This is a genomic window from Loktanella sp. R86503 (assembly GCF_042466455.1).
In the GTDB taxonomy this organism is placed as follows: domain Bacteria; phylum Pseudomonadota; class Alphaproteobacteria; order Rhodobacterales; family Rhodobacteraceae; genus Loktanella.
In genome coordinates this window covers 823,684-847,728 of the sequence record NZ_JAXHCI010000002.1, presented here as the reverse complement: position 1 = coordinate 847,728, position 24,045 = coordinate 823,684, and the positions used below count along the sequence as shown (strand labels likewise).

25 protein-coding genes are annotated in these 24,045 nt (G+C 60.8%); 11 read left to right on the top strand and 14 right to left on the bottom strand.

Annotated elements, in window-relative coordinates:
• Positions 1 to 1,764 carry a dihydroxy-acid dehydratase gene (gene ilvD, locus SJY10_RS05100; protein ID WP_386680149.1) on the bottom strand — a complete coding sequence of 588 codons (1,764 nt, stop codon included), beginning with the start codon at positions 1,762 to 1,764 and terminating at the stop codon, positions 1 to 3.
• A gap of 129 nt (positions 1,765 to 1,893) precedes the next feature.
• Here ilvD and SJY10_RS05095 point away from each other — a divergent pair, with 129 nt between their 5' ends.
• From SJY10_RS05095 to SJY10_RS05075, 5 genes are all read left to right on the top strand, one after another.
• Positions 1,894 to 2,760 (top strand): CPBP family intramembrane glutamic endopeptidase, encoded by an 867-nt coding sequence (locus SJY10_RS05095; RefSeq protein ID WP_386680147.1) that lies wholly within the window; start codon positions 1,894 to 1,896, stop codon positions 2,758 to 2,760.
• Positions 2,757 to 3,647: a CPBP family intramembrane glutamic endopeptidase gene (locus SJY10_RS05090; protein WP_386680145.1), complete on the top strand. Its 891-nt coding sequence runs from the start codon at positions 2,757 to 2,759 to the stop codon at positions 3,645 to 3,647. Before SJY10_RS05095 ends, SJY10_RS05090 begins: the two co-directional genes overlap by 4 nt.
• Positions 3,648 to 3,704: 57 nt before the next feature.
• The gene (gene accD / locus SJY10_RS05085) at positions 3,705 to 4,637 is read left to right on the top strand and encodes an acetyl-CoA carboxylase, carboxyltransferase subunit beta (protein WP_386680143.1); all 933 of its coding nucleotides are present in this window, start codon (positions 3,705 to 3,707) and stop codon (positions 4,635 to 4,637) included.
• Between the two features lie 29 nt (positions 4,638 to 4,666).
• Complete coding sequence (locus SJY10_RS05080; protein ID WP_386684517.1) at positions 4,667 to 5,923, top strand: bifunctional folylpolyglutamate synthase/dihydrofolate synthase; 1,257 nt, start codon at positions 4,667 to 4,669, stop codon at positions 5,921 to 5,923.
• 122 nt (positions 5,924 to 6,045) lie between these two features.
• Positions 6,046 to 6,591, top strand: a complete 546-nt coding sequence (locus tag SJY10_RS05075; protein ID WP_386680141.1) for a hypothetical protein — start codon at positions 6,046 to 6,048, stop codon at positions 6,589 to 6,591.
• Between the two features lie 171 nt (positions 6,592 to 6,762).
• Here the strand turns inward: SJY10_RS05075 and zapE are convergent, their stop codons facing one another.
• The 9 genes from zapE to greA form a co-directional block, all read right to left on the bottom strand.
• Positions 6,763 to 7,827, bottom strand: coding sequence for a cell division protein ZapE (zapE, locus tag SJY10_RS05070; protein WP_386684514.1), 1,065 nt, complete (start codon positions 7,825 to 7,827; stop codon positions 6,763 to 6,765).
• Between the two features lie 63 nt (positions 7,828 to 7,890).
• The gene (locus tag SJY10_RS05065; RefSeq protein WP_386680139.1) at positions 7,891 to 8,790 is read right to left on the bottom strand and encodes an alpha/beta fold hydrolase; all 900 of its coding nucleotides are present in this window, start codon (positions 8,788 to 8,790) and stop codon (positions 7,891 to 7,893) included.
• Positions 8,791 to 8,826: 36 nt separating this feature from the next.
• A complete protein-coding gene (locus tag SJY10_RS05060) occupies positions 8,827 to 9,735 on the bottom strand; it encodes an ornithine cyclodeaminase family protein (protein WP_386680137.1) in 909 nt (302 codons plus the stop codon).
• Positions 9,732 to 10,364 (bottom strand): HAD family hydrolase, encoded by a 633-nt coding sequence (locus SJY10_RS05055; protein ID WP_386680135.1) that lies wholly within the window; start codon positions 10,362 to 10,364, stop codon positions 9,732 to 9,734. The genes SJY10_RS05060 and SJY10_RS05055 overlap by 4 nt, the downstream gene beginning before the upstream one ends.
• Before the next feature lie 3 nt (positions 10,365 to 10,367).
• On the bottom strand, positions 10,368 to 10,811 hold the full coding sequence (locus SJY10_RS05050) for a YaiI/YqxD family protein (RefSeq protein ID WP_386680133.1): 444 nt from the start codon (positions 10,809 to 10,811) through the stop codon (positions 10,368 to 10,370).
• 22 nt (positions 10,812 to 10,833) lie between these two features.
• Positions 10,834 to 11,661 carry an S-formylglutathione hydrolase gene (gene fghA / locus SJY10_RS05045; protein WP_386680131.1) on the bottom strand — a complete coding sequence of 276 codons (828 nt, stop codon included), beginning with the start codon at positions 11,659 to 11,661 and terminating at the stop codon, positions 10,834 to 10,836.
• Between the two features lie 72 nt (positions 11,662 to 11,733).
• Positions 11,734 to 12,666, bottom strand: a complete 933-nt coding sequence (locus SJY10_RS05040) for an AEC family transporter (RefSeq protein ID WP_386680129.1) — start codon at positions 12,664 to 12,666, stop codon at positions 11,734 to 11,736.
• 1 nt (position 12,667) lies between these two features.
• Positions 12,668 to 13,648 carry a hypothetical protein gene (locus tag SJY10_RS05035; protein ID WP_386680127.1) on the bottom strand — a complete coding sequence of 327 codons (981 nt, stop codon included), beginning with the start codon at positions 13,646 to 13,648 and terminating at the stop codon, positions 12,668 to 12,670.
• A 15-nt stretch (positions 13,649 to 13,663) separates the two neighbouring features.
• Entirely contained in the window at positions 13,664 to 14,134 is a 471-nt protein-coding gene (gene greA / locus SJY10_RS05030) for a transcription elongation factor GreA (RefSeq protein WP_386680125.1), read from the bottom strand.
• A gap of 214 nt (positions 14,135 to 14,348) precedes the next feature.
• Between greA and SJY10_RS05025 the strand changes: the two genes are divergently transcribed.
• The 3 genes from SJY10_RS05025 to SJY10_RS05015 all read left to right on the top strand — a co-directional run bounded on the left by SJY10_RS05025 (position 14,349) and on the right by SJY10_RS05015 (position 18,708).
• Positions 14,349 to 15,995: an electron transfer flavoprotein-ubiquinone oxidoreductase gene (locus tag SJY10_RS05025; RefSeq protein ID WP_386680123.1), complete on the top strand. Its 1,647-nt coding sequence runs from the start codon at positions 14,349 to 14,351 to the stop codon at positions 15,993 to 15,995.
• 122 nt (positions 15,996 to 16,117) lie between these two features.
• Positions 16,118 to 17,845: a tetratricopeptide repeat protein gene (locus SJY10_RS05020; protein ID WP_386680121.1), complete on the top strand. Its 1,728-nt coding sequence runs from the start codon at positions 16,118 to 16,120 to the stop codon at positions 17,843 to 17,845.
• Positions 17,842 to 18,708 carry a 4-(cytidine 5'-diphospho)-2-C-methyl-D-erythritol kinase gene (locus SJY10_RS05015; protein WP_386680119.1) on the top strand — a complete coding sequence of 289 codons (867 nt, stop codon included), beginning with the start codon at positions 17,842 to 17,844 and terminating at the stop codon, positions 18,706 to 18,708. The genes SJY10_RS05020 and SJY10_RS05015 overlap by 4 nt, the downstream gene beginning before the upstream one ends.
• 3 nt (positions 18,709 to 18,711) lie before the next feature.
• Here the strand turns inward: SJY10_RS05015 and SJY10_RS05010 are convergent, their stop codons facing one another.
• Positions 18,712 to 19,710 (bottom strand): polyprenyl synthetase family protein, encoded by a 999-nt coding sequence (locus SJY10_RS05010; RefSeq protein ID WP_386680117.1) that lies wholly within the window; start codon positions 19,708 to 19,710, stop codon positions 18,712 to 18,714.
• A gap of 54 nt (positions 19,711 to 19,764) precedes the next feature.
• On the opposite strand from SJY10_RS05010, the gene SJY10_RS05005 reads away from it, so the two are divergent.
• From SJY10_RS05005 to SJY10_RS04995, 3 genes are all read left to right on the top strand, one after another.
• On the top strand, positions 19,765 to 19,986 hold the full coding sequence (locus SJY10_RS05005) for a DUF2007 domain-containing protein (RefSeq protein ID WP_386680115.1): 222 nt from the start codon (positions 19,765 to 19,767) through the stop codon (positions 19,984 to 19,986).
• Positions 19,964 to 20,731, top strand: a complete 768-nt coding sequence (locus tag SJY10_RS05000; RefSeq protein WP_386680113.1) for a tRNA1(Val) (adenine(37)-N6)-methyltransferase — start codon at positions 19,964 to 19,966, stop codon at positions 20,729 to 20,731. The genes SJY10_RS05005 and SJY10_RS05000 overlap by 23 nt, the downstream gene beginning before the upstream one ends.
• A gap of 119 nt (positions 20,732 to 20,850) precedes the next feature.
• Positions 20,851 to 21,015, top strand: a complete 165-nt coding sequence (locus tag SJY10_RS04995; RefSeq protein WP_386680111.1) for a YdcH family protein — start codon at positions 20,851 to 20,853, stop codon at positions 21,013 to 21,015.
• Here SJY10_RS04995 and SJY10_RS04990 read toward each other — a convergent pair.
• The 3 genes from SJY10_RS04990 to SJY10_RS04980 form a co-directional block, all read right to left on the bottom strand.
• The gene (locus SJY10_RS04990; RefSeq protein WP_386680109.1) at positions 20,996 to 21,877 is read right to left on the bottom strand and encodes a DMT family transporter; all 882 of its coding nucleotides are present in this window, start codon (positions 21,875 to 21,877) and stop codon (positions 20,996 to 20,998) included. The two genes, SJY10_RS04995 and SJY10_RS04990, sit on opposite strands and share 20 nt — an antisense overlap.
• A gap of 66 nt (positions 21,878 to 21,943) precedes the next feature.
• Positions 21,944 to 22,666 (bottom strand): acetoacetyl-CoA reductase, encoded by a 723-nt coding sequence (gene phbB, locus SJY10_RS04985; RefSeq protein ID WP_386680107.1) that lies wholly within the window; start codon positions 22,664 to 22,666, stop codon positions 21,944 to 21,946.
• A 129-nt stretch (positions 22,667 to 22,795) separates the two neighbouring features.
• The gene (locus SJY10_RS04980; protein ID WP_386680105.1) at positions 22,796 to 23,971 is read right to left on the bottom strand and encodes an acetyl-CoA C-acetyltransferase; all 1,176 of its coding nucleotides are present in this window, start codon (positions 23,969 to 23,971) and stop codon (positions 22,796 to 22,798) included.
• Positions 23,972 to 24,045 lie beyond the last annotated feature (74 nt).

Sequence of the window (24,045 nt, the reverse complement as noted above, 5' to 3'; positions counted from 1 at the left end):
TTAAATGTCCATGTAGACGTGCTTTTCCGCCTTCGCGCCGGGATGGGTGACAGCGCCCTGACGCGCGCCGCCGACCAACTGAGCGAACTTCCAGATCGCGCCGGATTCGTACATGGTCGAGCGCGGACCGGCCCAAGCGGCGCGGCGCTTGTCCATATCCTCGTCCGACACATCGACCGACAGCTCGCCCGTCAAGGCGTTGATCGTGATCATATCGCCATTTTTCAGCAATGCGATCGGACCGCCGCGGGCCGCTTCTGGCCCGACATGGCCCACGCAGAAACCGCGAGTCGCACCAGAGAAGCGGCCGTCGGTGATCAGCGCCACTTTCTTACCCATGCCTTGACCGGACAGGGCTGCCGTCGTGGCCAGCATTTCGCGCATGCCGGGGCCGCCAGCGGGGCCTTCGTTGCGGATAACCAGCACTTCACCTTCTTTGTAAGTGCGCGCCTTGACCGCCTCAAAGGCTTCTTCTTCGTTTTCGAACACGCGGGCGGGGCCGGTAAAGACTTGCTGCTCTTCGGTCATGCCGGCGACCTTTACGATGGCACCATCAGGGGCCACGTTGCCGCGTAGACCGACGACGCCGCCGGTTTTGGTGATCGGATTGTCGATGAAATGGATGACCTTGCCGTCGGGCTCGCCTTTGATCATGTCCAGCTCTTCGCCGATGGTGCGGCCAGAGGCAGTCATGCAGTCTTCGTGGATCAAGCCTGCCTTGCGCAGTTCCTTCATCACGACAGGGATGCCGCCAGCGTCATACAGATCTTTGGCAACCGCCTGGCCGCCGGGCTTCATGTCCACAAAATAAGGCGTGTCCTTAAAGATATCGCAGACGTCCCACAGATCAAAATCGATGCCGGCCTCGTGCGCCATGGCAGGCAAGTGCAGACCCGCGTTGGTGGACCCCCCGGTGCAGGCCACGACGCGGGCTGCGTTTTCCAGCGATTTGCGCGTCACGATATCGCGGGCGCGGATGTTGCGCGCGATCAGATCCATGACCGCATGGCCGGACGCTTCACCATACTGGGCGCGATCCTTGAACGGCGCGGGCATGCCGGACGAGTTCAGCAGCGCAAGGCCGATGGCTTCGGACACGCAGGCCATGGTGTTGGCAGTGAACTGGCCACCGCAGGCACCGGCAGAGGGGCACGCGACGCGTTCCAGAATAGCAAGCTGTTCGTCCGTCATGTCGCCGGACTGATAGCGGCCGACGGCTTCGAACATATCCTGCACGGTCAGGTCGCGGTGCGCGAAGTCTTCGGGGACGTTCGCACCTTCTGGCACCTTGCCCGGCAGGATAGAGCCGCCGTACATGAATACCGACGGCACGTTTAGACGGATCATCGCCATCATCATGCCGGGCAGTGATTTGTCACAACCCGCAAGGCCGACCAGCGCGTCATAGCTGTGACCGCGCATCGTCAGTTCCACCGAGTCGGCGATGGCTTCACGCGATGCCAGCGAAGAGCGCATGCCTTCGTGGCCCATGGCGATCCCGTCGGTGACGGTGATAGTGGTGAATTCGCGGGGCGTGCCATGCGCGGCCTTGACGCCGCGCTTGACCGACTGGGCCTGCCAGTTCAGGGCGATGTTACAGGGCGCAGCCTCGTTCCAGCAGGTCGCGACGCCGACAAAAGGCTGGGCGATGTCTTCTTCGGTCAGGTCCATGGCATAGTAATAGGACCGGTGCGGCGCGCGCGCTGGCCCCTCTGTGACGTGACGGCTGGGCAGCTTGGATTTGTCGGGACGGTTCGTTGCCATGGAAAATGATCCTTTCGTGTTAGGAACGGTCTAATTTGGCCGCCCCCGCGACACAAGTCGCAATGCAAACTCTTGCGCGGGACACTTATGGCCGTCATGTCAGGCTATAGCCACCATGCAGGACGCCCGATGCCATTCCATACCGCTGCCCTTGCCGATTTCGCGGCCCCCGCCCGCGCCCGCCCGGCCCTGTGGCGGCTTTTGCTGGGTCTTGCGCTGATTGTTGGTGTCTATGCGGCCGTTGTTATCGCCGCCTTTTCCTATGCCCCGCCCATGCCCGGCGATATCGCGTGGGAAGGCACGACGCCTTTGTCGATGTCGCTGATGATGGGCACCTTTGCCGGGGCATTGGCGGGGGCGGCGCTGACGGCGTGGCTGTTGCACGCACGATCGCCGCTGACCCTTTTCGGCCCCCTGCCCCGCGTGGTCCGTGATTTCGCCCTGGCCCTTGGCATTTTCGCCGTCGCGCAGGGGCTGAACCTGTGCCTGTGGGCGCTGATTTATGACGCGGTGCCTGTGCATTCGCTGACCCATGTGCTGTCATGGCTGCCCTGGGCTGTGCTGCTGGTGCTGGTCCAGACCGGAACCGAAGAGGTCGTTTTTCGCGGCTATATCCTGCAACAGCTGGCCGCTCGGTTTCGCAGCCCGCTGATCTGGTTCGCCTTGCCGCCGGTGCTGTTTGCCGTGCTGCACTGGGATAGCGCGACCAACGGATCGCTTAATTTGCTGGTGGTCGTGATGATCGGCTTTACCGGCCTTGCCTGGGCAGACCTGACGCGGATCAGTGGCAGCATCGGCGCCGCCTGGGGTTGGCATTTTGCGAACAACGCTTTTTTAATGATCGTGCTGGGCAATATGGGGCAGTTGGATGCCTTTGCCTTGAACGCCACGCCTTATGCGATTACCGACATGCCCCCACTGCCGATCATCGCGGATCTTGTCACGCAGGTCGGCATCTGGTTGGTCTTGCGCCGCATCCTGATGGCGCGCGCATGACGCGCTTGCCCGACGCCTATCTGCCGCTGCTGGCCTTTATCCGCCCCGCCCGCGCGCGCGCCGATGTCTGGCGCGTGTTTCTGGTCTGGATGGGGTTCGAGGCAGGATTTGCCATCACGCCGCTGCTGCTGGCCCCCTTTATCGACGACCGCTGGCCCGACGCCCTGCTCGAGGTGCTGAATTACGCGGGTTTCGGCCTTGATCTGGTGGTCATCCTGATCCTGTTGCGACTGCTGCATGACCGCGGGCTGGCCAGCCTGATCGGCCCGCGCAAGGCCTTCTGGCGCGACCTGCGGCGCAGTTTGCTGGCGGTCAGCTTTGTGCTGCTGATCCAGCAACCCTTTGATCTGGCCGGGGATGCGGGGGCGCTGACGCTTGCGCCGCTGGGGCACTGGCTGGCTTGGCTTGCCCCCGCCGTGCTTGCCATCGCCCTGCAGGTTACGACGGAGGAGGTCTATTTCCGCGGCTACCTGACCCAGCAACTGGCCGTTGTCGATCTACGCCGCCGGGTCTGGCTGGTGATCCCGTCGCTTTATTTCGGGTTCAGCCACCTGTTGAACGGCGCCGGGCTCGCCGAAGGCGCGCTTTGGGCCATCTGGGCCGCCATGCTCGGTGCGGCCTGCGCTGATCTGACCGCCCGCACAGGCAACCTTGGTGCGGCGATCGGCCTGCATCTGGGTAACAACCTGTTTGCGGCCCTGATCCTTGGCTTTACCGGACAGCCCGGCGTCGGCCTGACATTGTTTGTGCTGCCCGAAAGCGCCTATGTTGAAAATACTGCGGGACTCGCCGCACTTTTGTCCCCGATGACGCTGGTTGATCTGGCCTATGCGGCATCAGGCGTGCTGGTGATGTGGCTGGCTGCGCGGGTCGCGGTCAGGGCCTGATTGCATTCGCCCGCGCACCGGCCTAAATCAGTGCCGTAAGGTAAAAAGGTGTCGCATATGAACTGGATCACGAACTACGTCCGCCCAACGATCAACTCGTTGTTTTCGCGGCGCGAAGTCCCGGACAACCTTTGGACGAAATGTCCGGAATGCGGCACCATGCTGTTCCACCGCGAACTGGCGGACAATCTGAACGTCTGCACCAACTGCGGCCACCACATGCCGATCACCGCCCGCGACCGGCTGACAGCCCTGTTCGATGGCGGCATCTATTCAGAGGTGAAGGTGCCGGAACCCGTCACCGACCCGCTGCAATTCCGCGACCAGAAGAAATACACCGACCGCCTGAAAGACGCCCGCAAAAAGACGGGCGAGCGTGATGCAATGCTGGTCGCAAGCGGAGAGATCACCCGCACGCCCATCGTGGCCGCTGTGCAAGACTTCAGCTTTATGGGCGGGTCCATGTCGATGTATGTCGGCAATGCCATCGTCGCCGCCGCAGAAGAGGCCGGAAAGCTGGGCCGCCCGCTGGTGCTGTTTTCCGCCGCCGGCGGCGCACGCATGCAGGAAGGCATCCTTGGCCTGATGCAAATGCCGCGCACCACGATCGCGGTGCAAATGCTGAAAGAAGCGGGTTTGCCTTATATCGTCGTGCTGACCCATCCCACAACGGGCGGCGTCACCGCGTCCTACGCTATGCTGGGCGATGTGCAGATTGCCGAACCTAACGCGCTGATCGGCTTTGCAGGGGCCCGCGTGATCGAACAGACCATCGGTGAAAAACTGCCCGAAGGGTTCCAGCGCGCCGAATACCTGCTGGATCATGGTATGCTGGACCGCGTGACCAAGCGCACCGACCTGAAAGAAGAACTGACAACGATCATCCGCATGTTGATGCAACTGCCCCCCGCCGTAGCGGGCGATCTTCCGGCACCGCATATCGACAGCCATGCGCTGGAAAGCGCGGAAAAGACTCCGGTCCGGCCGTGACGCCAACCTCTGACATCATCCTGACCCGGATGATGTCGCTGCATCCAAAGGTAATCGATTTGACGCTGGACCGTGTGTGGCAGCTGCTGGAACAGCTTGGCAATCCGCAGGATCGCCTGCCGCCCGTGGTGCATATAGCGGGCACCAACGGCAAGGGCAGCACACAGGCCATGATCCGTGCCGGACTAGAGGCGCAGGGCCAAAGCGTGCATGCCTACACCTCGCCCCACCTTGCGCGGTTTCACGAACGTATCCGGCTGGCAGGCAAGCTGATCGACGAGGATGCGCTGACCGCCCTGCTGGACCGGGTCGAACAAACGAACGGCGATGTGCCGATCACCTATTTCGAAATTACGACTGTCGCCGCCCTGCTGGCCTTTGCCGATACCGCTGCGGATTACACCTTGCTCGAAGTCGGGCTGGGCGGGCGGCTGGATGCGACCAATGTCGTAGACACACCCGCGCTGACAGTCATTACCCCCGTCGATCTGGATCATCAAAGCTTTCTGGGTGACACCCTGCCGCTGATCGCGGCCGAAAAGGCAGGCATCATCAAACGCGGCGTGACCTGCGTCGTCGGCTCGCAGCATGAAGCCGCGCTAGAGGTTATCGAGGACCGCGCCGCCCGTCTGGGGGCGCCCTTGCTAACGCATGGCCAGCACTGGCAGGCCAGCGAGGAACGCGGCCGCCTGATTTATCAGGACGAGCGCGGGTTGCTGGACCTGCCCCTGCCAGTCCTGCCCGGTCCGCATCAAATCGGCAACGCCGGCATGGCCATCGCCGCCCTGCGTCACCTGACCGCTGATCCGGCAGAAGAGGCCTGCGAAGCCGCCGTGACCCGCGTCAGCTGGCCCGCGCGTATGCAGCGCCTGACGGAAGGAGACCTTGTCGATCTGGCCGCCCCGGCCGAGCTGTGGCTGGACGGCGGCCATAACCCAGCCGCCGGACGTATGCTGGCGCAAACGCTAAAGTCGCTGCCGCCCAAGCCCACCCACCTGATTTGCGGCATGCTGAATACCAAGGATATCACCGGCTACCTGACACCACTGGCGCAGCAGGCGATCACGCTGACAGCCGTGTCGATCCCCGGCGAGACGGCGACAATTCCGGCGGACGAAACCGCGCGGATTGCAGCAGATGCAGGCATTGCCGCCACCACGGCCCCTGACGTGCAGACGGCGTTGCGCGCCCTGTCTGCCCGTGGCCCGGGGCGTGTGCTGATCTGCGGATCGCTTTATCTGGCCGGGCATGTGCTGCGCCTGAATGGCAGCGGCGGGCCGGTTTAGCCTGACTGCCGCGCCCGCCGAACCTTCCGGTAACTGTTTGGCATTAACGATCTGTTAAGGTTTCGAGTTCACGGGCCGCGTGCAAATCGCTAGAATATCGCATCACCTTATCGGACCCTGACATGCCCCGCATACCCGCGCTGTGTACCGCCTTGATCGCTGCCTTTGCCCCAGCCTGCGTGGCTGCGGCAAATCTGAACTTTTGCTGGACCGGCGCAGGCGGCTATACCATGACAGGCCGGATGCAGCTGCCTGACGCGCGGATGAACGCACCTGTCGTCACCCAAGATGATGTGACCCGGTTCAAAATCTCTGGCTACCATAACGGCAAGTTTCTTGGGGCATGGGACATGACCCAAGCAGCCGCGCGTACGACCTGGCACATGCGTTTTGATCCGCAGCGAATGACGTTCCTGACGGGCGGTAGCTTTCAGGGGCCGCATTCGCAGGGCTGGAATGCGAATGGCGATGTTGTCGATTGCGGGACCCCCGGTTTCGGGTTCAATTCGGGCAACTACGCGCAGGATATCTGCGTCAACGGGACCTATATTCAGGCCAGCAGCATCGACCCGGCAACGCCATTGGTCGCGACGTTTTCGCCGGTCACACCGGACTGCAGCGCAGCAAATCTGACAAGCAAATCACCGATTCGCGAATCAGGGGATTGACCCCGAATCACCTCACACATTAAGGTCCTATCAACCAAAGAAGAGAACGGGTGGATCAACCACCGCATCCTTCGGCGAGCAGGGGCAGGGAAAAAAGGCAGGTCGATGACCTGCCTTTTTTACGTATCGACATTAAACTGGTTAAGTATTTGTAACGACGCTTAATTCACCCTACGCGGGTGTTTCAGCGCCCCACCCTTGCGCCTGCATTTCGCGCAGACGGCTTGCGGTACGCTCGAACTCGAACGACCCCTCGCCTTCGCGGTAAAGGTATTCCGGTGCCGCAGCGGCAGAGCAAATCAGCCGCGTCTTTGCCTCGTAAAGGGCATCGACCAGCGTGACAAATCGCTTGGCCTCGTTGAAATTGTCGCGTCCAAGGGACGGAATATCCTCCAGGATCAACACCCGCACAGTATCGGCCAGCGCAAGGTAGTCCGCCGCGCCCAAAGCCTTGCCGCACAGATCATAAAAGCTGGCCCGCGCCACCCCGTTGTGAAACTGCGGTAGCACCACATCGCGGCCCTTGATCCGCAACGTCAGCGGCGCGCTGTTCCCATGGCTCATATCGTCCCAGATCGCCTTGATCCGCGCGCGCGCCTCGGCATCTGCGGGCGTGAAATACGTCGCCGTTCCGGCAAGTCGTCCCTGCCGATAATCCGTATCGGCGGCCAGCTCGTGCACGACCATCCGGTCCTTAAGCAAGGCAATGAAAGGCAGGAACAGTTGCCGGTTCAATCCGTCCTTGTACAGATCATCGGGCGGCCTGTTCGAGGTGGTGATGACCGTCACGCCTGCCGCGAACAACGCCTCGAACAAACGGCCCACGATCATCGCGTCAGTGATGTCGGTGATCTGCATTTCATCAAAAGCCAGCAGGCGGATATCGGCAGTCAGCTTTGCGGCGACGGGTTTGATCGCATCGTTGACGCCGGTCTTGCGCGCTTCGGCAATTTCAGCGTGAACCCATTGCATGAAGGCGTGAAAATGCTGACGCCGTTTGGGCACATCGATAAGTCCATAGGCCAGATCCATCAGCATCGATTTGCCGCGCCCGACCCCGCCCCACATATAAAGCCCCGGCACCGGCGATGGTGCCTTGCGAAACAGGCCCGTTTTAACCGGCGCGGCAAGTGCGGCGCGGATACGGTCAAGTTCCGGCAGAACGCGCTGCTGCGCTGGATCGCGGGTCAGGCGACCTTCGGTTACGGCGGCCTCATAGGCCTCGGTTACTGTCATATTCATAGGCCAAGACTTAGGGCCTGCGCCGATGATTGACAATTCATGGCACAGGGCCGCCGGCTAGTCCTTTTGGCGCAGGATGTTCACCACTTCTGTCGCGTGACTTCGCGGCAAGGCGTGTCCGGCACCCGGCACCACATCCTGAATGGCGTTGCGGTTCCACTGCGCCAAAAGGCCAAGTGCCTGTAGCGGAACGACACGGTCCAGACCGCCCCAGATTGCGGTGACGGGGATATCCTCGCGCCCGACAGTGCGTATCGCATCCTCTTGGCTTTCGGACAGAAAATGCCGGTGACTGGATAAAACAGCGGCCAGATAGCCGCGTCTGTTCAATTGCGCGCGCTGCATTTGTTCCAACGGATTACCGGGTTCGATTTCGGCCAGCACACGGTTTGCGCCGAATGCGCCAACCAGCCAATCGCCGAAAACAGGCACGCGGCGGGCAATTTGCCAAAAGCGCGATTCATTGATCCGCAGTCCCGCGCTGGCCAGCAAAACAAGCCGCCCCACACGGTGCGGCTGCGCTGCCGCAAAAGCGGACACAATCGCGCCGCCCATGGAATACCCCATCAGGGTCACGTCATCCCCGATGTTCTGATCAGTCAGCACGTCATCAAGCTGGCGCAGGAAAAACGCCGTATCCTGCGGCCCGCGCACAGCGTCCGACAGCCCGCGTCCGTATAAATCATAGGCCAGAACGCGATACCCCAGCGTGCCCAGCTTTTCGGCCAGCGCGTCATAGACCTGCGATGGCGTTGTCAGCCCATGCACCGCAACGATGATCGGGCCGCGCACAGGACCATACCACCGGATATAGGTCTGTCCTTGCGTCAGGATGACCATCTGGCCGGGCGCGGCCCTGCGGTCCGCGTCGCTTACCAACTGGCGCCGGGATTCGTAATAGATGGGAAGGCAGGCAAAAACAGCCAGAAGCCCAAGGATAAAAGCGGCAACCATCATGCGCCCCCCCTGAATTGCGGCGTATCGTGGATCATATCACGCATTACCGACTGCCTTTAGAATGTAATCGGCGGTCATCAGGTCCAGATGCGCGCCGCCCCCGTTCTTAAACAAGGTAATTTCTTTGTCGTTGCCGCGCCGGAACGATGACAATTCGTAATAATCCGCGATGACATGGGCAGGGTCGATGACACCACTTGCTAACGGTGCCTTCAACTCTCCGATATGGTCCATGGTGGTGTGCTTGTTGTCCACAAAGACCCGAGATTTCGCAATCGCGGCATCGTCCGCCTCGCGCATATCGGGGCGGTAGGCCCCGATCAGGTCGATATGTTGCCCCGGTTGCAACCAGTCGCCCATAATGATCGGTGTCGTCGACATCGTAGCGCTGGTCACGATCTCCGCTGCGCGCACTGCAGATTCCAGATCCTCGGCGATCTGCACATCGGGATGCGCCGCGGCAAACGCCTCTGCACCGGATAACGAGCGGTTCCACACGGTAAAGCGTGCATCCGGAAAAGCCGCGCGATAGGCCGCCAGCAAACTGCGCCCCACGGTTCCTGCGCCGACAATCAGGATATTACGGCTGTCAGGCCGCGCCAGACGCCGCGCAGCAAGCAGGCTGTCGCCCGCTGTTTTCCATTTCGTCACCAGCGCGAAATCAAGGATCGCCTGCAGGCTGCCGTCATCATCTGACATCAGGTTCACCGCGCCGCCGACCATCGCCTTGCCCTTGGCCGGGTTCCCGGGAAAGACGGTCGCCGCCTTGACCAGAACCCCCATCCCCGCAATCCAGGCAGATCGGTTCAGCAAGGTGTTTTCACTTTGGTAAAGAAAGACATCCTCTACCTTGGCAGGTGGCAATTCATGGCCAGCCGCCAGTGCGTCTGTTAGCGCCAGCCAGTCAAGGTGCTGTTCCGCGGCGAATGGAATTGTCCGGATCATGCTGCTTGCTCTGGCGTCAGCAATCCTTCGGCCACCAGCCGGTCGGCAAAGGCGGCGGGACCATCGAACAGGTGCGTCTGCCAACCGCGCGCATCGGCAGCGCGGATATTGTCGGTGCGATCATCAGTGAACAGCAGCCCCTTAGGGTCGGTGCCACAATCATCTTCTAGCATCTGGTAGATGGCTGCGTCCGGTTTGATCACCCCCATATGGCCCGAGATATAGCGTCGATCAAAATCCTTTAGAAACGGATAACGCTCTTCGGCAATCTCGAAGGTCTGGATACCAAAGTTCGACAAGGCGAAACACGGCACGCCCTGTGCCCTCAGGGCGTGCAGCAGGCGTACCGAATGGGGGATCGACGGGCTGGCCATGTCGGCCCAGTTGTCGTGCCACATCATGATTTCGGCATGGAAATCGGGGTGTTTGGCTGCAAAGCCTGTCACCGCATCGTGAAAATGATCACCCCTGTCCACGCCGTCGTTCATCCCGTGCAGGTCCAAGGCTGCGAACATCTCTTGCCGACGTATCGCGCCGACCCGGGCATCATAAAAACGCTCTGGCTGCCATTCGATCAGGACGTTGCCGATATCGAAAACGACAGCTTTGACAGTAGCGGTGACGGGCATGAATTATCCTTTGGCTGCGCGCAGCGCGCGTTCGAGGGCGTCAAGAAAGCGGGAACGGTCGGCCTTGGAAAACGGCTTGCCGCCGCCTTGGCGGAACGGATCAGCGGCGCGCATATCGGCCATCAGATCGCGCGTGGCCAGTACGTTACCGATATTCGCGCTGGTTAGCGGTTCGCCATTGTGTTTCAGCACCTGCGCCCCATTTTCCACGCAGCGCGCCGCCAAGGGGATGTCGCCGGTGATAACAACATCGCCCTTTGTAGCGCGGTCCGCGATCCACATATCGGCCACGTCCGGGCCGTCAGGCACGACGATGGTCTGCACAAGCGTATTGGGCGACGGGCGAATGCCGCCGTTTGATACGACAAACATCTGCACCTTGTGACGGGTGCCAACGCGTTCGATTTCCGCCTTTACCGGGCAAGCATCCGCGTCGACGTAGATCATAAGCTCGCCCTTATCTTACGGGTCATGCGTAAAGCGCCTGCGCATGAAAATCGACGTGATCTTCGATAAAGGACGCAATGAAGAAATAGCTGTGATCGTAACCCTTTTGTAAGCGAATCGTCGCATCCTGACGGCGCTGCGCACAGGCAGCGGCAAAGTCGGAGGTATTGAGCAAATCATAAAACTGATCGTCAGTGCCTTGGTCGATCAGGATTGGGCCGTTAAACCCTTTGGATTGCATCAGCAGAGTCGCATCATGCGCTGTCCAATTCGCATCCGCACCCAGATAGCCGGTAAACTGCTTGCGGCCCCAATCCGACGCCGTCGGGTGACAAATCGGAGAGAAGGCCGAAGCGGAGCGATAGCGCCCCGGATACTTCATCGCCAGTGTGAGTGCGCCATGGCCGCCCATGGAATGGCCTGTAATGCCCTGACGGTCCATATCCAGCGCAAACTCTGCGGCAAGCAGGTCGGTCAGATCGCGGGTGATATAAGTTTCCATCTGGAAATGTGGCTTCCACGGGTCCTGGGTCGCGTCGATGTAAAATCCCGCACCCTGCCCCATGTCATAAGCGTCGTCATTGGCGACACCGTCCCCGCGCGGGGATGTATCGGGGAATACGGCTGCAATTCCCTGCGCCGCGCACCACTGCTGGGCGCCTGCCTTGGTCATGGCGTTTTCGTGCGTGCAGGTCAAACCGGACAGGAACCACAGCAAGGGCACAGGGCCGATTGCGGCTTCTTCCGGCAGGAACAGGGCAAAGGTCATATCGGTCCCCGTCGCCGCACTGGCGTGGGTATAAACGCCTTGGGTCCCGCCAAAACAGCGGCTTGTGGATTTGGTTTCCATCACAATGCCTTTTTAATCATTGCAAAAGGGCTATCGCAGTCCTGCCCGCCTGTGAAGCCCGCGCCGCAAGCCTTAGGGCAGATGTGCGATCAAGGCGATCACGCCAGATACCGTCAAGATACTAAAGGCTGTCGACACCAGAATTGCCGCCGATACCCGCGTTGGTGCAACCCGGTAATGCTGTGCCAGCATATAGACGTTGCCAGCCACAGGCAGCGACGCTGCCGCGATCATCACGCCGGCGGCATAACCGTCGACGGCAAAGACCATAAGCGCGAAAAACGCTACGGCCGCCGGATGCAGCGTCAATTTGCACGCAGACAGCCAAAGCGCGACGGACATGCGCTCTGTCGTTTTGCTTGCGAGGGAGGCACCGATGGCAAACAGCGCGCCCGGGGTGGCCGCCCCGCCCAGAATCGAAACAAATTCATTCAAGGGCCGGGGAATTGGCAAGGCCAAGGCAGATACAGACAGGCCAAGAACGATGGACACGATCATCGGGTTCTTGACCAAGCCCAGCGCCACCGTCCTGAACACACCGACATGCAACCGCCCGTCGCGGCTGCCGGTGATCAGAATCACGATCAAGCTGCCAAAGACGATCAGATCGACCGACAGCACCATCATGATCGGGCCGATTGCGTCCGCCCCCAGCAGCAGCGTCAGCATCGGGATACCCAGAAAACCGACGTTGCCGATCACGGCAACCTGCGCCTCGACCGCCGCTTCTGCGACGGACAGCTTGCGGATCATCGCGACCAAAGTGGACAACACATAGATCACGCTTGTGCCGCACAGATATGCCAGCACGAAGGACAGATCGAACACCTCTGACAGCGTCAGGTTCGCGGAAAACTTGAACAACAGCGCCGACAGGGCAAAGTAGAATATGAATTTGGTCAGATAGGCCGTGGCTTCTTCCGAAAAGAACCCTGTGCGCCCCGCGCCATAGCCAAGGCCGATGATCGCAAAAAACGGCAGGGTCTGCAGGAAGATCGCAATCACGTCAGTCGAACGCCCCTGTCACACGGCCCAGCAGCATGAATGCGCGGGCGGAGCGGGTATCGGCAAGCTGCGCGATTTCCTCGTCGCTGGCTTCCGGTTCAAAATGCACCAGCCCCTTGTCAAACAAGCGCAGGAAATGATGGGCGGCATCGCGGAAAATCGTATCTTCGCGCATCCGGCCCGCCGAAAGCGCCAGCGAACTGCGATCGCGGATTCCGCCTAGCGCAGCCATCGACCGGCCCCGCTCTCCCATGGCGAAGCGGCGCCAGACTTCGGGCCGCGCACGGTCGGGCGTCAGATCGTCCATATAGATGCCGTCCTGCGACAACAGCGTCAGCACGTCCTGCGCGGCCTGAACCAGCTGGCGCGCCGTGCGATCCTTGAGGGCGCGGCGCAATGCGTCAAAACCCGGCACGTCCTTGTCATTGTCGGGAAAATTCAGCGCCCGGATAAAGTCGATGCGCGGCAAGGGCGGCGCAGTATCTTCGGCCTGTGTGCCCAGCGCAAGGGTGGTCTGGTTGTCGGACCCGATCTGGCGCACAGAGGTGATCATGACCTTCGGCTTTGACGCATCACGTGAAGTCGTAAAGGTCGCCAGCGTCGATTCGGTCTTGCGCGCCGTCTGCGCGATCTCGTTCAGCTTCGCTTCTACCGTGGGGGCGGCGGCGCTGCTTTTGCGATCAGCGACATAGGCCGCGCGCAGGGCATCAACCGCAGCCTGAAGCCGCGCGGATTCATCCTTCATCACGCGATTCGTCCGGGCCGCCGTCGCAGCCACCCAGAACATGGCGACAGGCAAAAATATCGCCATGATCAGCACCAGCACCTGAAGCGGCCCCGCCCCCTCTGGTGCGGGCGGCATGAAAAAGGCGAACAGCCCCACGGCCACGACCCAGACAGCGCTAAGGCCGATAGCCAGCAGCTCCACCGTGGTTAGTCCGGTGTCATTTACAACGAAGGTATTGCGCTGGCCTTGGGCCATGGGTCCGCTCGCCACTTATTTAAATTCGATCTGCGTAATCTCGTAGGATTTATCGCCACCCGGCGTGCGCACTTCAACGCTGTCACCCTCGTCCTTGCCGATCAGGGCACGGGCCAGCGGCGATTTCATGTTCAGGCGGCCTTTTTCGATATCAGCCTCGTATTCACCGACGATCTGATAGATTTTCTCTTCGTCCGTATCCTCATCCACCAGATGAACGGTTGCGCCAAATTTGACGCTGCCGGACATTTTTGCCGGATTAATCACATCAGCCAGCGAAATGACGCCTTCCAGCTCTTTCACGCGGCCTTCGATAAAGGACTGCTTTTCCTTGGCCGAATGGTATTCGGCGTTTTCGGACAAGTCGCCATGTTCGCGCGCTTCGGCGATGGCGCGGATGATGGCCGGACGTTCGACCGACTTCAGGTGCTTTAGCTCGTCATCCAGCTTTTTATAGCCGGCTGCGGTCAGCGGGATCTTTTCCATGTGCGTGGGGCCCCTTTGGCGGCAGGTTGCATCAATCGGACGTTCATACCGTATTGGGGCAGTGCAAAGTCAAGCGCAAGACGCGACCGCCTGCCGCTTATGCAACTGATCTTGTCTGCAGCGTTTTAACGTGGTGTCGTGATTGCCGGACGCTGCGGCGTCCTGTAACCCGTTCAGCAAGATTATTTTACGACCGTCAAAAGGGATTACGACCATGGCCGATACGCAGCGCGAAGCAATGGAATACGACGTCGTTATCGTGGGCGCAGGCCCGGCAGGCCTGTCGGCGGCGATCCGACTGAAACAACTTGATGCCGATTTGAACGTCGTCGTGCTGGAAAAAGGGTCCGAAGTCGGCGCGCATATCTTGTCGGGTGCCGTGCTGGATACCTGCGGTCTTGATCGCCTGATGCCTGACTGGAAAGAACGCGGCGCGCCAATCACTGTGCCCGTGAAGGAAGACAACTTTTACCTGCTTGGTGAAGCAGGCAAAATTCGCGTGCCGAACTTTCCCATGCCGCCGCTGATGAACAACCACGGCAACTATATCGTCTCGATGGGAAATGTCTGCCGCTGGATGGCCGAACAGGCAGAGGCGCTTGGCGTCGAAATTTTCCCCGGCATGTCCTGTTCTGAACTGGTCTGGGGCGATGATGGCCGCGTGGCCGGTGTCGTTGCCGGTGAATTTGGCCGTAACGCTGACGGCAGCGAAGGTCCGGGATATGAGCCCGGGATGGAACTGCTGGGCAAATACGTCTTCTTGTCCGAAGGTGTGCGCGGGTCGCTGTCCAAGCAGGTCATCGCGAAATATGACCTTGCGAAAGATTCCGAGCCGCAGAAATACGGCCTTGGCATGAAAGAAATCTGGGAAATCGATCCCGCCAAGCACAAGCCCGGCACCGTCACCCACACGATGGGCTGGCCGCTGGGCAGCAATGCCGGCGGCGGATCGTTCATCTATCACCTTGATAACAATCAGGTCTATGTCGGCTTTGTCGTTCACCTGAACTACAAAAATCCCTACCTGTTCCCCTATATGGAGTTCCAGCGTTTCAAGCATCACCCGATGATCGCTGACCTGCTGGAAGGCGGCAAACGCGTCGCCTACGGCGCGCGCGCAATTTCCGAAGGTGGTTTCCAGTCGATTCCGCAAACTGCATTCCCCGGCGGCGCGCTGCTGGGCTGTTCTGCCGGTCTTGTGAACGTGCCCCGCATCAAGGGGAACCACAACGCCATGCTGTCTGGCATCCACGCGGCAGAGGCCGCCCATGACGCGATCAAGGCAGGCCGGTCCGGTGACACGCTGACCGACTACGACAAAGAGCTGAAATCCGGCCCCGTCGGCAAAGACCTGAAAAAAGTCCGCAACGTCAAACCGCTGTGGTCCAAGTATGGCCTGTTCCCGTCGCTGGCGATTGGCGGCTTTGACATGTGGACGAATACGATGGGCTTCAGCCTGCTTGGCACGCTTGGCCACGGCAAATCAGACGCCGAAGCGACCGAAAAGGCCGACAAGCACACGCCGATCACCTATCCTAAGCCGGATGGCAAACTGTCCTTCGACCGCCTGACCAACGTCGCGTTTTCCTTTACCAACCACGAAGAAAGCCAACCGGCGCACCTGAAACTGCTGGACCCTTCGATCCCAGTGAACGTGAACCTGCCCGAATACGCCGGTCCCTCTGCCCGGTATTGCCCGGCAGGTGTCTACGAATTTGTCGGCACGGGCGAGGACACGAAGTTCCAGATCAACTTCCAGAACTGCGTCCACTGCAAAACCTGCGACATCAAGGACCCCAGCCAGAACATTAACTGGACCGTCCCGCAGGGCGGCGACGGGCCGAACTATCCGAATATGTAAGCGGACATGGGCCGCGGGCGGGCAAAGGTCCGCCCGTTCAAGCGCCTGTGACCCTCACGTGATTGCGCATGTCTGGGCAGGGGCCTAGGCTGACGTCTGAATAAATAGACAGGCGCACATCCGTGAAACGACTTATTTCGACCGGCACCCTTCTGGCTGGCCTTTTTTGCGCTGGCATGGGCATTGCGCAAGAGGGCGATGCGCCCGAGCTGCAGGACCGCCAGTCCGGTGCCTATCTGGCCGCCCGCAATGCCGCCTCTGCTGGCGATTTTGCCGTCGCCGCCGACTATTTCGGGCAGGCGCTGACGGGCGATCCGCAAAACCCATATCTGCTGGAAAATACCGCGATTGCCTTTGTCGCCTTGGGCGATTTTGCCAGCGCCGTGCCGGTCGCGCAGCAAATGCGTCTAGCAGGGATCGACAGTCAGGTCAGCAATATGGTCCTGATATGCGATGCTATCGTGCAGGGCGACTGGGACAGGGTCATCGCGGATTTCGACGAAGGTCGCTCTGTCAGCCCCTTGCTTGACGGGCTGGTCAAGGCTTGGGCGATGCAGGGCGTTGGCGACATGACCCGGGCGCTCGCCGGTTTCGACGCGGTGATCGCAACCGAAGGTATGGCCGGCTACGGTCTGTTTCACAAAGCGCTTGCGCTCGCCTCTGTCGGCGATTTCGAAGGGGCAGAAGCAATTTTGTCCGACAGCACGCTTGGTTCTGCCAATTTTGGCCCCCGTGCCGCGGTCGCACATGCGCAGATCCTATCGCAACTGAACCGCAACGAAGATGCCAGCGCCCTGCTGACCACGACCTTTGGCGACACCATCGACCCTGCCATCACCGCGCTGCAGGCCCGGCTGGACAGCGCTGAACCTGTCCCTTTTGATCTGGTTACCAGCCCCCGCGAAGGTGTGGCAGAGGTTGCCTTTATGATTGCGGCCCTGCTGTCGTCCGAGGCCCGAGAGGATTACACCCTGCAATACGCCCGCGTGGCCCAGTACCTGGCCCCCGGCAACGCCGATGCGGCGATGCTGACGGCCGGCCTGCTGCAGAACATGGGGCGCTACGATCTGGCCGCGACCGCCTTTGCTTCCGTGCCGCAAGACGATCCGAGCTTTGTGAATGCAGAAATCGGGCGCATCGACACGCTGCGCCGGTCTGATCAAATCGATGTCGCGGCAGAGGTAGCCCAATCCCTTGCCCGTGCCCGCCCCGATCTAGCCTTTGTGCAGGCCCGCCTTGGCGATGTGCTGCGCGATAACGGCGACAGTGATGGCGCGATCAAGGCCTATAGCGCGGCGCTGGACCTGTATCCTGAAACCGACCCGAACCGCTGGGTCGTCTATTACACCCGTGCCATTGTGGCCCACGATATCGGTGATTGGGATCAGGCCGAAGCCGACTTTCGCGCGGCCCTTGCCATCAATCCCGATCAGGCGCAGGTGCTGAACTATCTGGGCTATTCGCTGGTGGAACGCGGCGAAAAGCTGGATGAAGCGTTAGAAATGATCGAACGGGCGGTAGCAGACGAGCCTGAAAGCGGTGCAATCGTCGATTCGCTGGGATGGGTCTATTTCCAGCTGGGACGCTATGACGAAGCGATCGCGCCCTTGGAACGCGCCGCCGTGCTAGAGGCGACAGACCCGATCGTCAATGATCACCTTGGTGATGCCTATTGGGCCGTTGGCCGCGAAAGAGAGGCACGCTTTCAATGGCTGCGGGCCCAGTCTTTCGACCCCGAAGAAAAGCTGGCAGAGCGTATTCGCGCTAAACTGGAACGCGGTCTGGACGCTGTCCGCCGGGATGAAGGCCTGGACGCGACCCGCCCCGAACTGACCGACGCCCGGCCATGACCCGCCTGACGGCTACAGCACCGGCAAAGGTGAACCTGACCCTGCACGTCACCGGGCAGCGGGACGACGGCTATCACCTACTTGATTCCCTTGTGGTTTTTGCGGACGTGGGCGATCAGCTGACCGTAACGCCCAGCCCCGACCTGCGCCTCACCGTTGGCGGCCCCTTTGCCATGGGCGTGCCGACGGATGATCGCAACCTTGTCATGCAAGCGGCAAGGGCCTTGGCTGATCTGCGCGGGGTCACCCAAGGCGCGGCGATCAAGCTGGACAAATCGCTGCCCCATTCCGCAGGCATCGGCGGCGGATCATCCGACGCTGCAACGGCGCTGCGGTTGCTGGCCGATTTCTGGCATGTTGCCCCCCTGCCAGCCGATCACCCTGCCGTCGCGGCCTTGGGCGCAGATGTGCCGGTCTGCCTGTCCGGTCCCGGCCCGCTGCGCATGCAGGGTATCGGCGATCATGTCACCCCCGCCCCCGCGCTGCCCGATTGTGCCCTTGTGCTGATCAACCCCAAGGTCGACACCCCGACCCCTGCCGTGTTCAAGGGGCTGGCGATGCGCAATCATCCTGCCATGGCGACCCTGCCCGAAAATCTTGATCTGGATGGTTTCGCCAGCTGGCTATCGCAGCAACGCAACGACCTTCTGGACCCGGCCCGCAAGATTGCTCCGGATATCGACGCCGTTCTGGCTCGTCTGCGCAAGCTGCCGCACATCAAGGCCGCAGGCCTGTCCGGTTCGGGTGCCACCTGCTGGGCGCTGGTCGCCGACATGGCGGCCGCCCGCCTTGCCGCCCGCGCAATTCAGGTTGCCGAAATGGGCTGGTGGGTTGCGCCCGCAGCGCTGCTGCGCGGCGCCTGAAGGTCAGATCAGCCGGGCCACGACGTAGTCAGCCAGATCCGTCAACATGCCTTTAATCTCGTGATCCGGCAAAACGCCTAGTGCAACTTTGGCGCGTTCGGCCCATGACAACGCATCAGCGCGGGTGCTGTTCAATGTGCCGTACTGCTGCAGCAATGCCAGCGCCTGGTCCAGGTCCCCCGGCTCTTGCGCCCGCTTTTCCAGCGTACGCGACCAGAACGCCGCATCAGCAGCACCGCCTGCCGCAATAGCGCGGATCACGGGTAAGGTCATCTTGCCTTCGCGGAAATCGTCGCCGATGTTCTTGCCGATGCCGGCGCCGCCTTGCCAGTCCAGCAAGTCGTCCACAATTTGAAACGCAATCCCGAGCGCGTCGCCGTAAGCATAGAGCGCGGCAATCTGATCCTCTGGCGCGGCAGCGATGACGCCGCCCACCTGCGTCGCGGCAGAAAACAGCGCCGCGGTCTTGCCGCGCACGACCTTGAGGTAGGTGTCTTCTGTTGTCTTGATATTGCGGGCCGCGGTCAGTTGCAGCACTTCGCCTTCTGCAATCGTGGCAGAGGCATTGGCAAGAATATCCAGCACCCGCAGCGATCCGGTTTCCACCATCAGCTGAAAACTGCGGGCAAACAGATAGTCGCCGACCAGCACGCTGGATGTATTGTCCCACAACAGGTTCGCGGTGGGCCGCCCGCGCCGCTTGTCGCTTTCGTCAACTACATCGTCATGCAGCAAAGTCGCGGTGTGGATAAATTCCACTGTCGCTGCCAGATGCACATGGAACGGGCCGTCATAACCACACATCCGCGCCGCGGCTAGGGTCAGCATCGGGCGCAGTCGCTTGCCACCCGCACCGACCAGATGGGCGGTGACTTCGGGAATGCGCGGCGCATGTTCCGACGCCATCCGCGCCGCAATCATGTCATTCACCGCGGCCATATCATCGGCCAAGGCTGCAGCCAGACGTTCGTGAGGTTTGGTGGCGGCGTGATCAAGGCTCATGGTCGTTCCAGCACTGAATGGACAGGGCCGCATCAGCGCCCTAAATAAGGTTCCATGAAAGAACTGCTGCGCACCAACGACCCGACAGTCATCGCCCTCGCCACCGCCCTTCTGGACGCCGAGGATATAGACTGCTTTCAGTTTGACGTAAACATGAGCATCCTCGACGGCAGCCTTGGCATATTGCCGCGCCGCGTCATGGTCGCCGACCGCGATTTGTTTATCGCCCGCGCCGTGATGAAAGACGCGGATATTGAAATCACCCTTGACCGATGATCTGACGCGCGACGCTTTTTTGGGCGGGCGATTGCACCTGTGGCAACCGCGCAAAGGCTATCGATCCGGCGTTGATCCCGTGTTGCTGGCAGCTGCCGTGCCCGCGACGCCGGGGCAAAGCCTGCTGGACCTTGGCTGCGGTGCGGGTGCCGCCATGCTATGCGCGGCGACGCGCGTGCCCGGCCTGATCTGCACAGGGATCGAACTACAAGACAGCTACGCCGCCCTTGCCCGCCGCAACGCGGCAGAGGCCGGCATTCCTGCCGCCGTGCACACCGCCGACCTGCGCGATCTGCCGCCTGATATCCGCCAAAGCCAATACAACCACGTCATCATGAACCCGCCCTATTTCGAACGCGCCCGCGGTGCTTCTGCCAGCGATACAGGCCGCGATACTGGGCGGGGCGGTGCGACCCCCCTTGCCGATTGGCTGGACACCGGCATCCGCCGCACCGCCCCCGGCGGAACCCTGACCATCATCCAGCAGATTGCCCGCCTGCATGACATTCTGGCTGCGCTTTATGGCAGGCTTGGCAGCGTCATCGTCCAGCCGCTGACCGCGCGCACCGGCCGCGCGCCGAATCTAGCCATCGTTCAAGCGAAATTGGGGGGACGCGCCGCGTTCCAACTGGCCGAACCGCTGATCCTGCACGCCGGCGCGATACATAATCACGATGGCGACGATTACACCCCCGCTATCCGCGCCATCCTGCGTGACGGCGAAAAATTGCCGCTGGGCGGTTAATAACTTAGCAATAATTGCGCCGCAGGATGGGAAAACGACCCCATCGCAGTAAAACAGGTGACACAACCTAATCCATATGCTGCAATGTAACTGTTCAATGACAGCAAAAGGAGCCGACCATGAGCTTGAGTTCGCACGTTAAGGAACTGAAAAAGAAACACCAGACCCTGTCCGATTCGGTTGAAAGCCTGCAGCGCAGCCCGGCGACAGACGCCATGGAAATCGCGCGCCTGAAAAAGCAAAAGCTGATGCTGAAAGAAGAAATTAGCCGCCTGTCTCACTGACACCTTTTCCCGCGCTGGCCCGTGCGGCCAGTGCGGCACCCCCGACGATCAAGGCCGTCGCCCAGATCAGCGCCAGCGTTGGCACCGCCTGTCCGGCCGCGATCAGCACAAATGTCGATAGCACCGGTGCCGCGTAGGACGCTGTGCCAAGCAACTGGATATCGCCGCGCTTAACGCCGATATCCCACACGAAAAACGCCGCCCCCACCGGACCAAGGCCCAAGGCGATGACGGCGCACCATCCGGCAAGACCCGGCCAGACCGTGACTTCTATCGCCACATGCACCAAGGCCGACAGCACGGCCGTTGCGGCGCAAAATACCGTCACGCTGACCGTCGGCACCGCCTTCATCCGGCGCGACAGCACGGAATAGCTGGACCAGAACAGCGCGCAAAGCAGCGCCAATCCGTAGCCTGCCATTGCGCCGGGTTGTCCCGCGCCGCGCCCGCCTGAAATGATCAGCGCCGCCCCTGCAAAGCCCAGCACGGCGCCCATGATATGGCCGCGGCGCAGAACCTCGCCCGGTAGCAGTCCCGACATCAGTACGATCAACAAGGGCCACAAATAGGCAATTAATCCTGCCTCTGCCGGCGGTGCCAGTCGCAAAGCCGAAAAATAGAGCGCGTGATAGCCGAACAGCCCAAGGGTTCCCGCCGCATAGATCCGCGGCGGCACCTGTCGCAACTGATGCAAGCTACCCGTCGCCGCCCCCCAGATCAGCCCGACACCCGCCCCGACCGCAAAGGTCAGCGCCGTCAGTTGGAATGGCGGCACGGGCACTGTCGCCACGGTCAACACCGCCAACAGCGACCATAACAGCACCGCTACAAAGCCAATCAATGTCGCTACGTTACGCGTCATACTTTCCCCAAAACGAAAAGGCCGAGAGTATATCCCGGCCTTTGCGTTATCTGTATTCCCGCAGGATTACGCCATGTATTGACCGCCATTGGCTGTAATCGTTGCGCCCGTGATAAATGACGCATCGTCCGAGGCTAAAAATACGACAGCGCGGGCAATCTCTTCCGGTTCGCCCAAGCGCCCCACGGGAATCGCGCCGACGATTGAATCCATTATCTTTTCAGGGATCGTCGCCATCATATCGGTGTTGATATAGCCTGGACAGATAGCGTTTACGGTTATGCCGGCGCGTGCACCTTCCTGGGCCAGCGATTTGGTCAGGCCGATGTCGCCGGCTTTTGCAGCGGCATAGTTGGCCTGTGCGAACTGCCCCTTCTGACCATTAATCGATGAAATTGTGATGATACGCCCGAACTTACGTTCGCGCATACCCGGCCAGACCGGATGCGTCATGTTGAAAACACCCGTCAGGTTGGTGCCGATCACCTCGTTCCACTGATCCGGCGTCATCTTATGAAAGGGGGCGTCGCGGGTGATGCCTGCGTTGTTGATCAACACTTCAACCGGGCCGATTTCGGCTTCAATCTTGGCAATACCGGCCTTGCAGGCGTCGTAATTGCCGACGTCCCATTTATAGGTCTTGATACCGGTCTCGTCGGTGAAGGCTTTCGCCTTTTCGTCGTTCCCGGCGTAGGTCGCGGCAACGGTATAACCCGCGGCCTTTAAAGCGTGACTGATCGCCGCGCCAATCCCCCGCGTCCCGCCCGTCACAAGTGCAACTCTCGCCATGGTTTATCCTCCTCCTCAGGTTGGAGCGTTCATGTTGCGCAGCTCTGCGCCATTTGTCAAAAGACTAACCCACAAATTACGCAACTTTATGTCGCAACACCCCCAATCCGGGATGCTGCGACATTCGGATCATGGACGCTCGACACACATGGCGACGCCCATACCGCCGCCGATGCACAGGGTCGCCAGGCCCTTTTTCACGCCGCGGCGCTGCATTTCAAATAGCAGCGTGTTCAGTACGCGTGCGCCAGAGGCACCGATAGGGTGACCGATCGCAATCGCGCCGCCATTCACGTTGACGATCGCCGGGTCCCAACCCATTTCCTTATTCACAGCGCAAGCCTGCGCCGCGAATGCCTCGTTCGCCTCGACCAGCTCTAGGTCGGCGGCTTTCCAGCCAGCCTTTTCCAGCGCCTTGCGCGACGCGAAGATCGGGCCGACGCCCATGATTTTCGGGTCCAAACCGGCGGTGGCATAGGACACGATCCGCGCCAAAGGTTCGATGCCGCGCTTTTCAGCCTCCTCTGCCGTCATCAAAAGACAACCTGCTGCGCCGTCGTTCAGACCAGAGGCATTGGCCGCTGTAACAGAGCCGTCTTTGGCAAAGGCCGGGCGCAGTTTTTGCATCGCCTCGATCGTTGCGCCATGCCGGATGTATTCGTCCGAATCCATCACCGTCTCGCCTTTGCGAGTTTTAATGGTGAAAGGAATAATCTCGTCTTTAAACTTGCCAGCCTTCTGCGCAGCCTCGGCCTTGTTCTGGGATTCAACGGCAAATTCGTCCTGCTGATCACGGCTGATTTGATATTTTTCCGCCACGTTTTCAGCAGTTTGCCCCATGTGATAGCCATTGAAGGCATCCCAAAGGCCGTCCTTGATCATCGTATCGATGTAGGACACATCGCCCATCTTATGCCCCTGACGCAGATTTGCGGCATGGGGCGACATGGACATGTTTTCCTGCCCGCCCGCCGCGACGATCGTTGCGTCACCCAGCTGGATATGCTGCGCCGCGATCGCCACAGCCCGCAGGCCAGAACCGCAAACCTGATTGATTGACCAAGCCGCCGATTCGATCGGCAGACCTGCATTGACATGCGCCTGACGCGCGGGGTTTTGACCCTGCGCCGCGGTCAGCACCTGTCCTAAGATCGTCTCGCTCACTTCTGACTTATCGATGCCCGCGCGTGCGACGATACCTTCCAGCATGGCAGCGCCCAGATCATGGGCAGGCGTTGCGGCAAACGATCCAAGAAAGCTGCCGACAGCTGTGCGCCCGGCGGACGCGATCACGACGTTGGTCATGTTAACCCTTTCTAGCGGTTACAAGGCGCAAATCGGGCACAATCCAGCGCACCCCCCTGCGCGATTGATCCAAA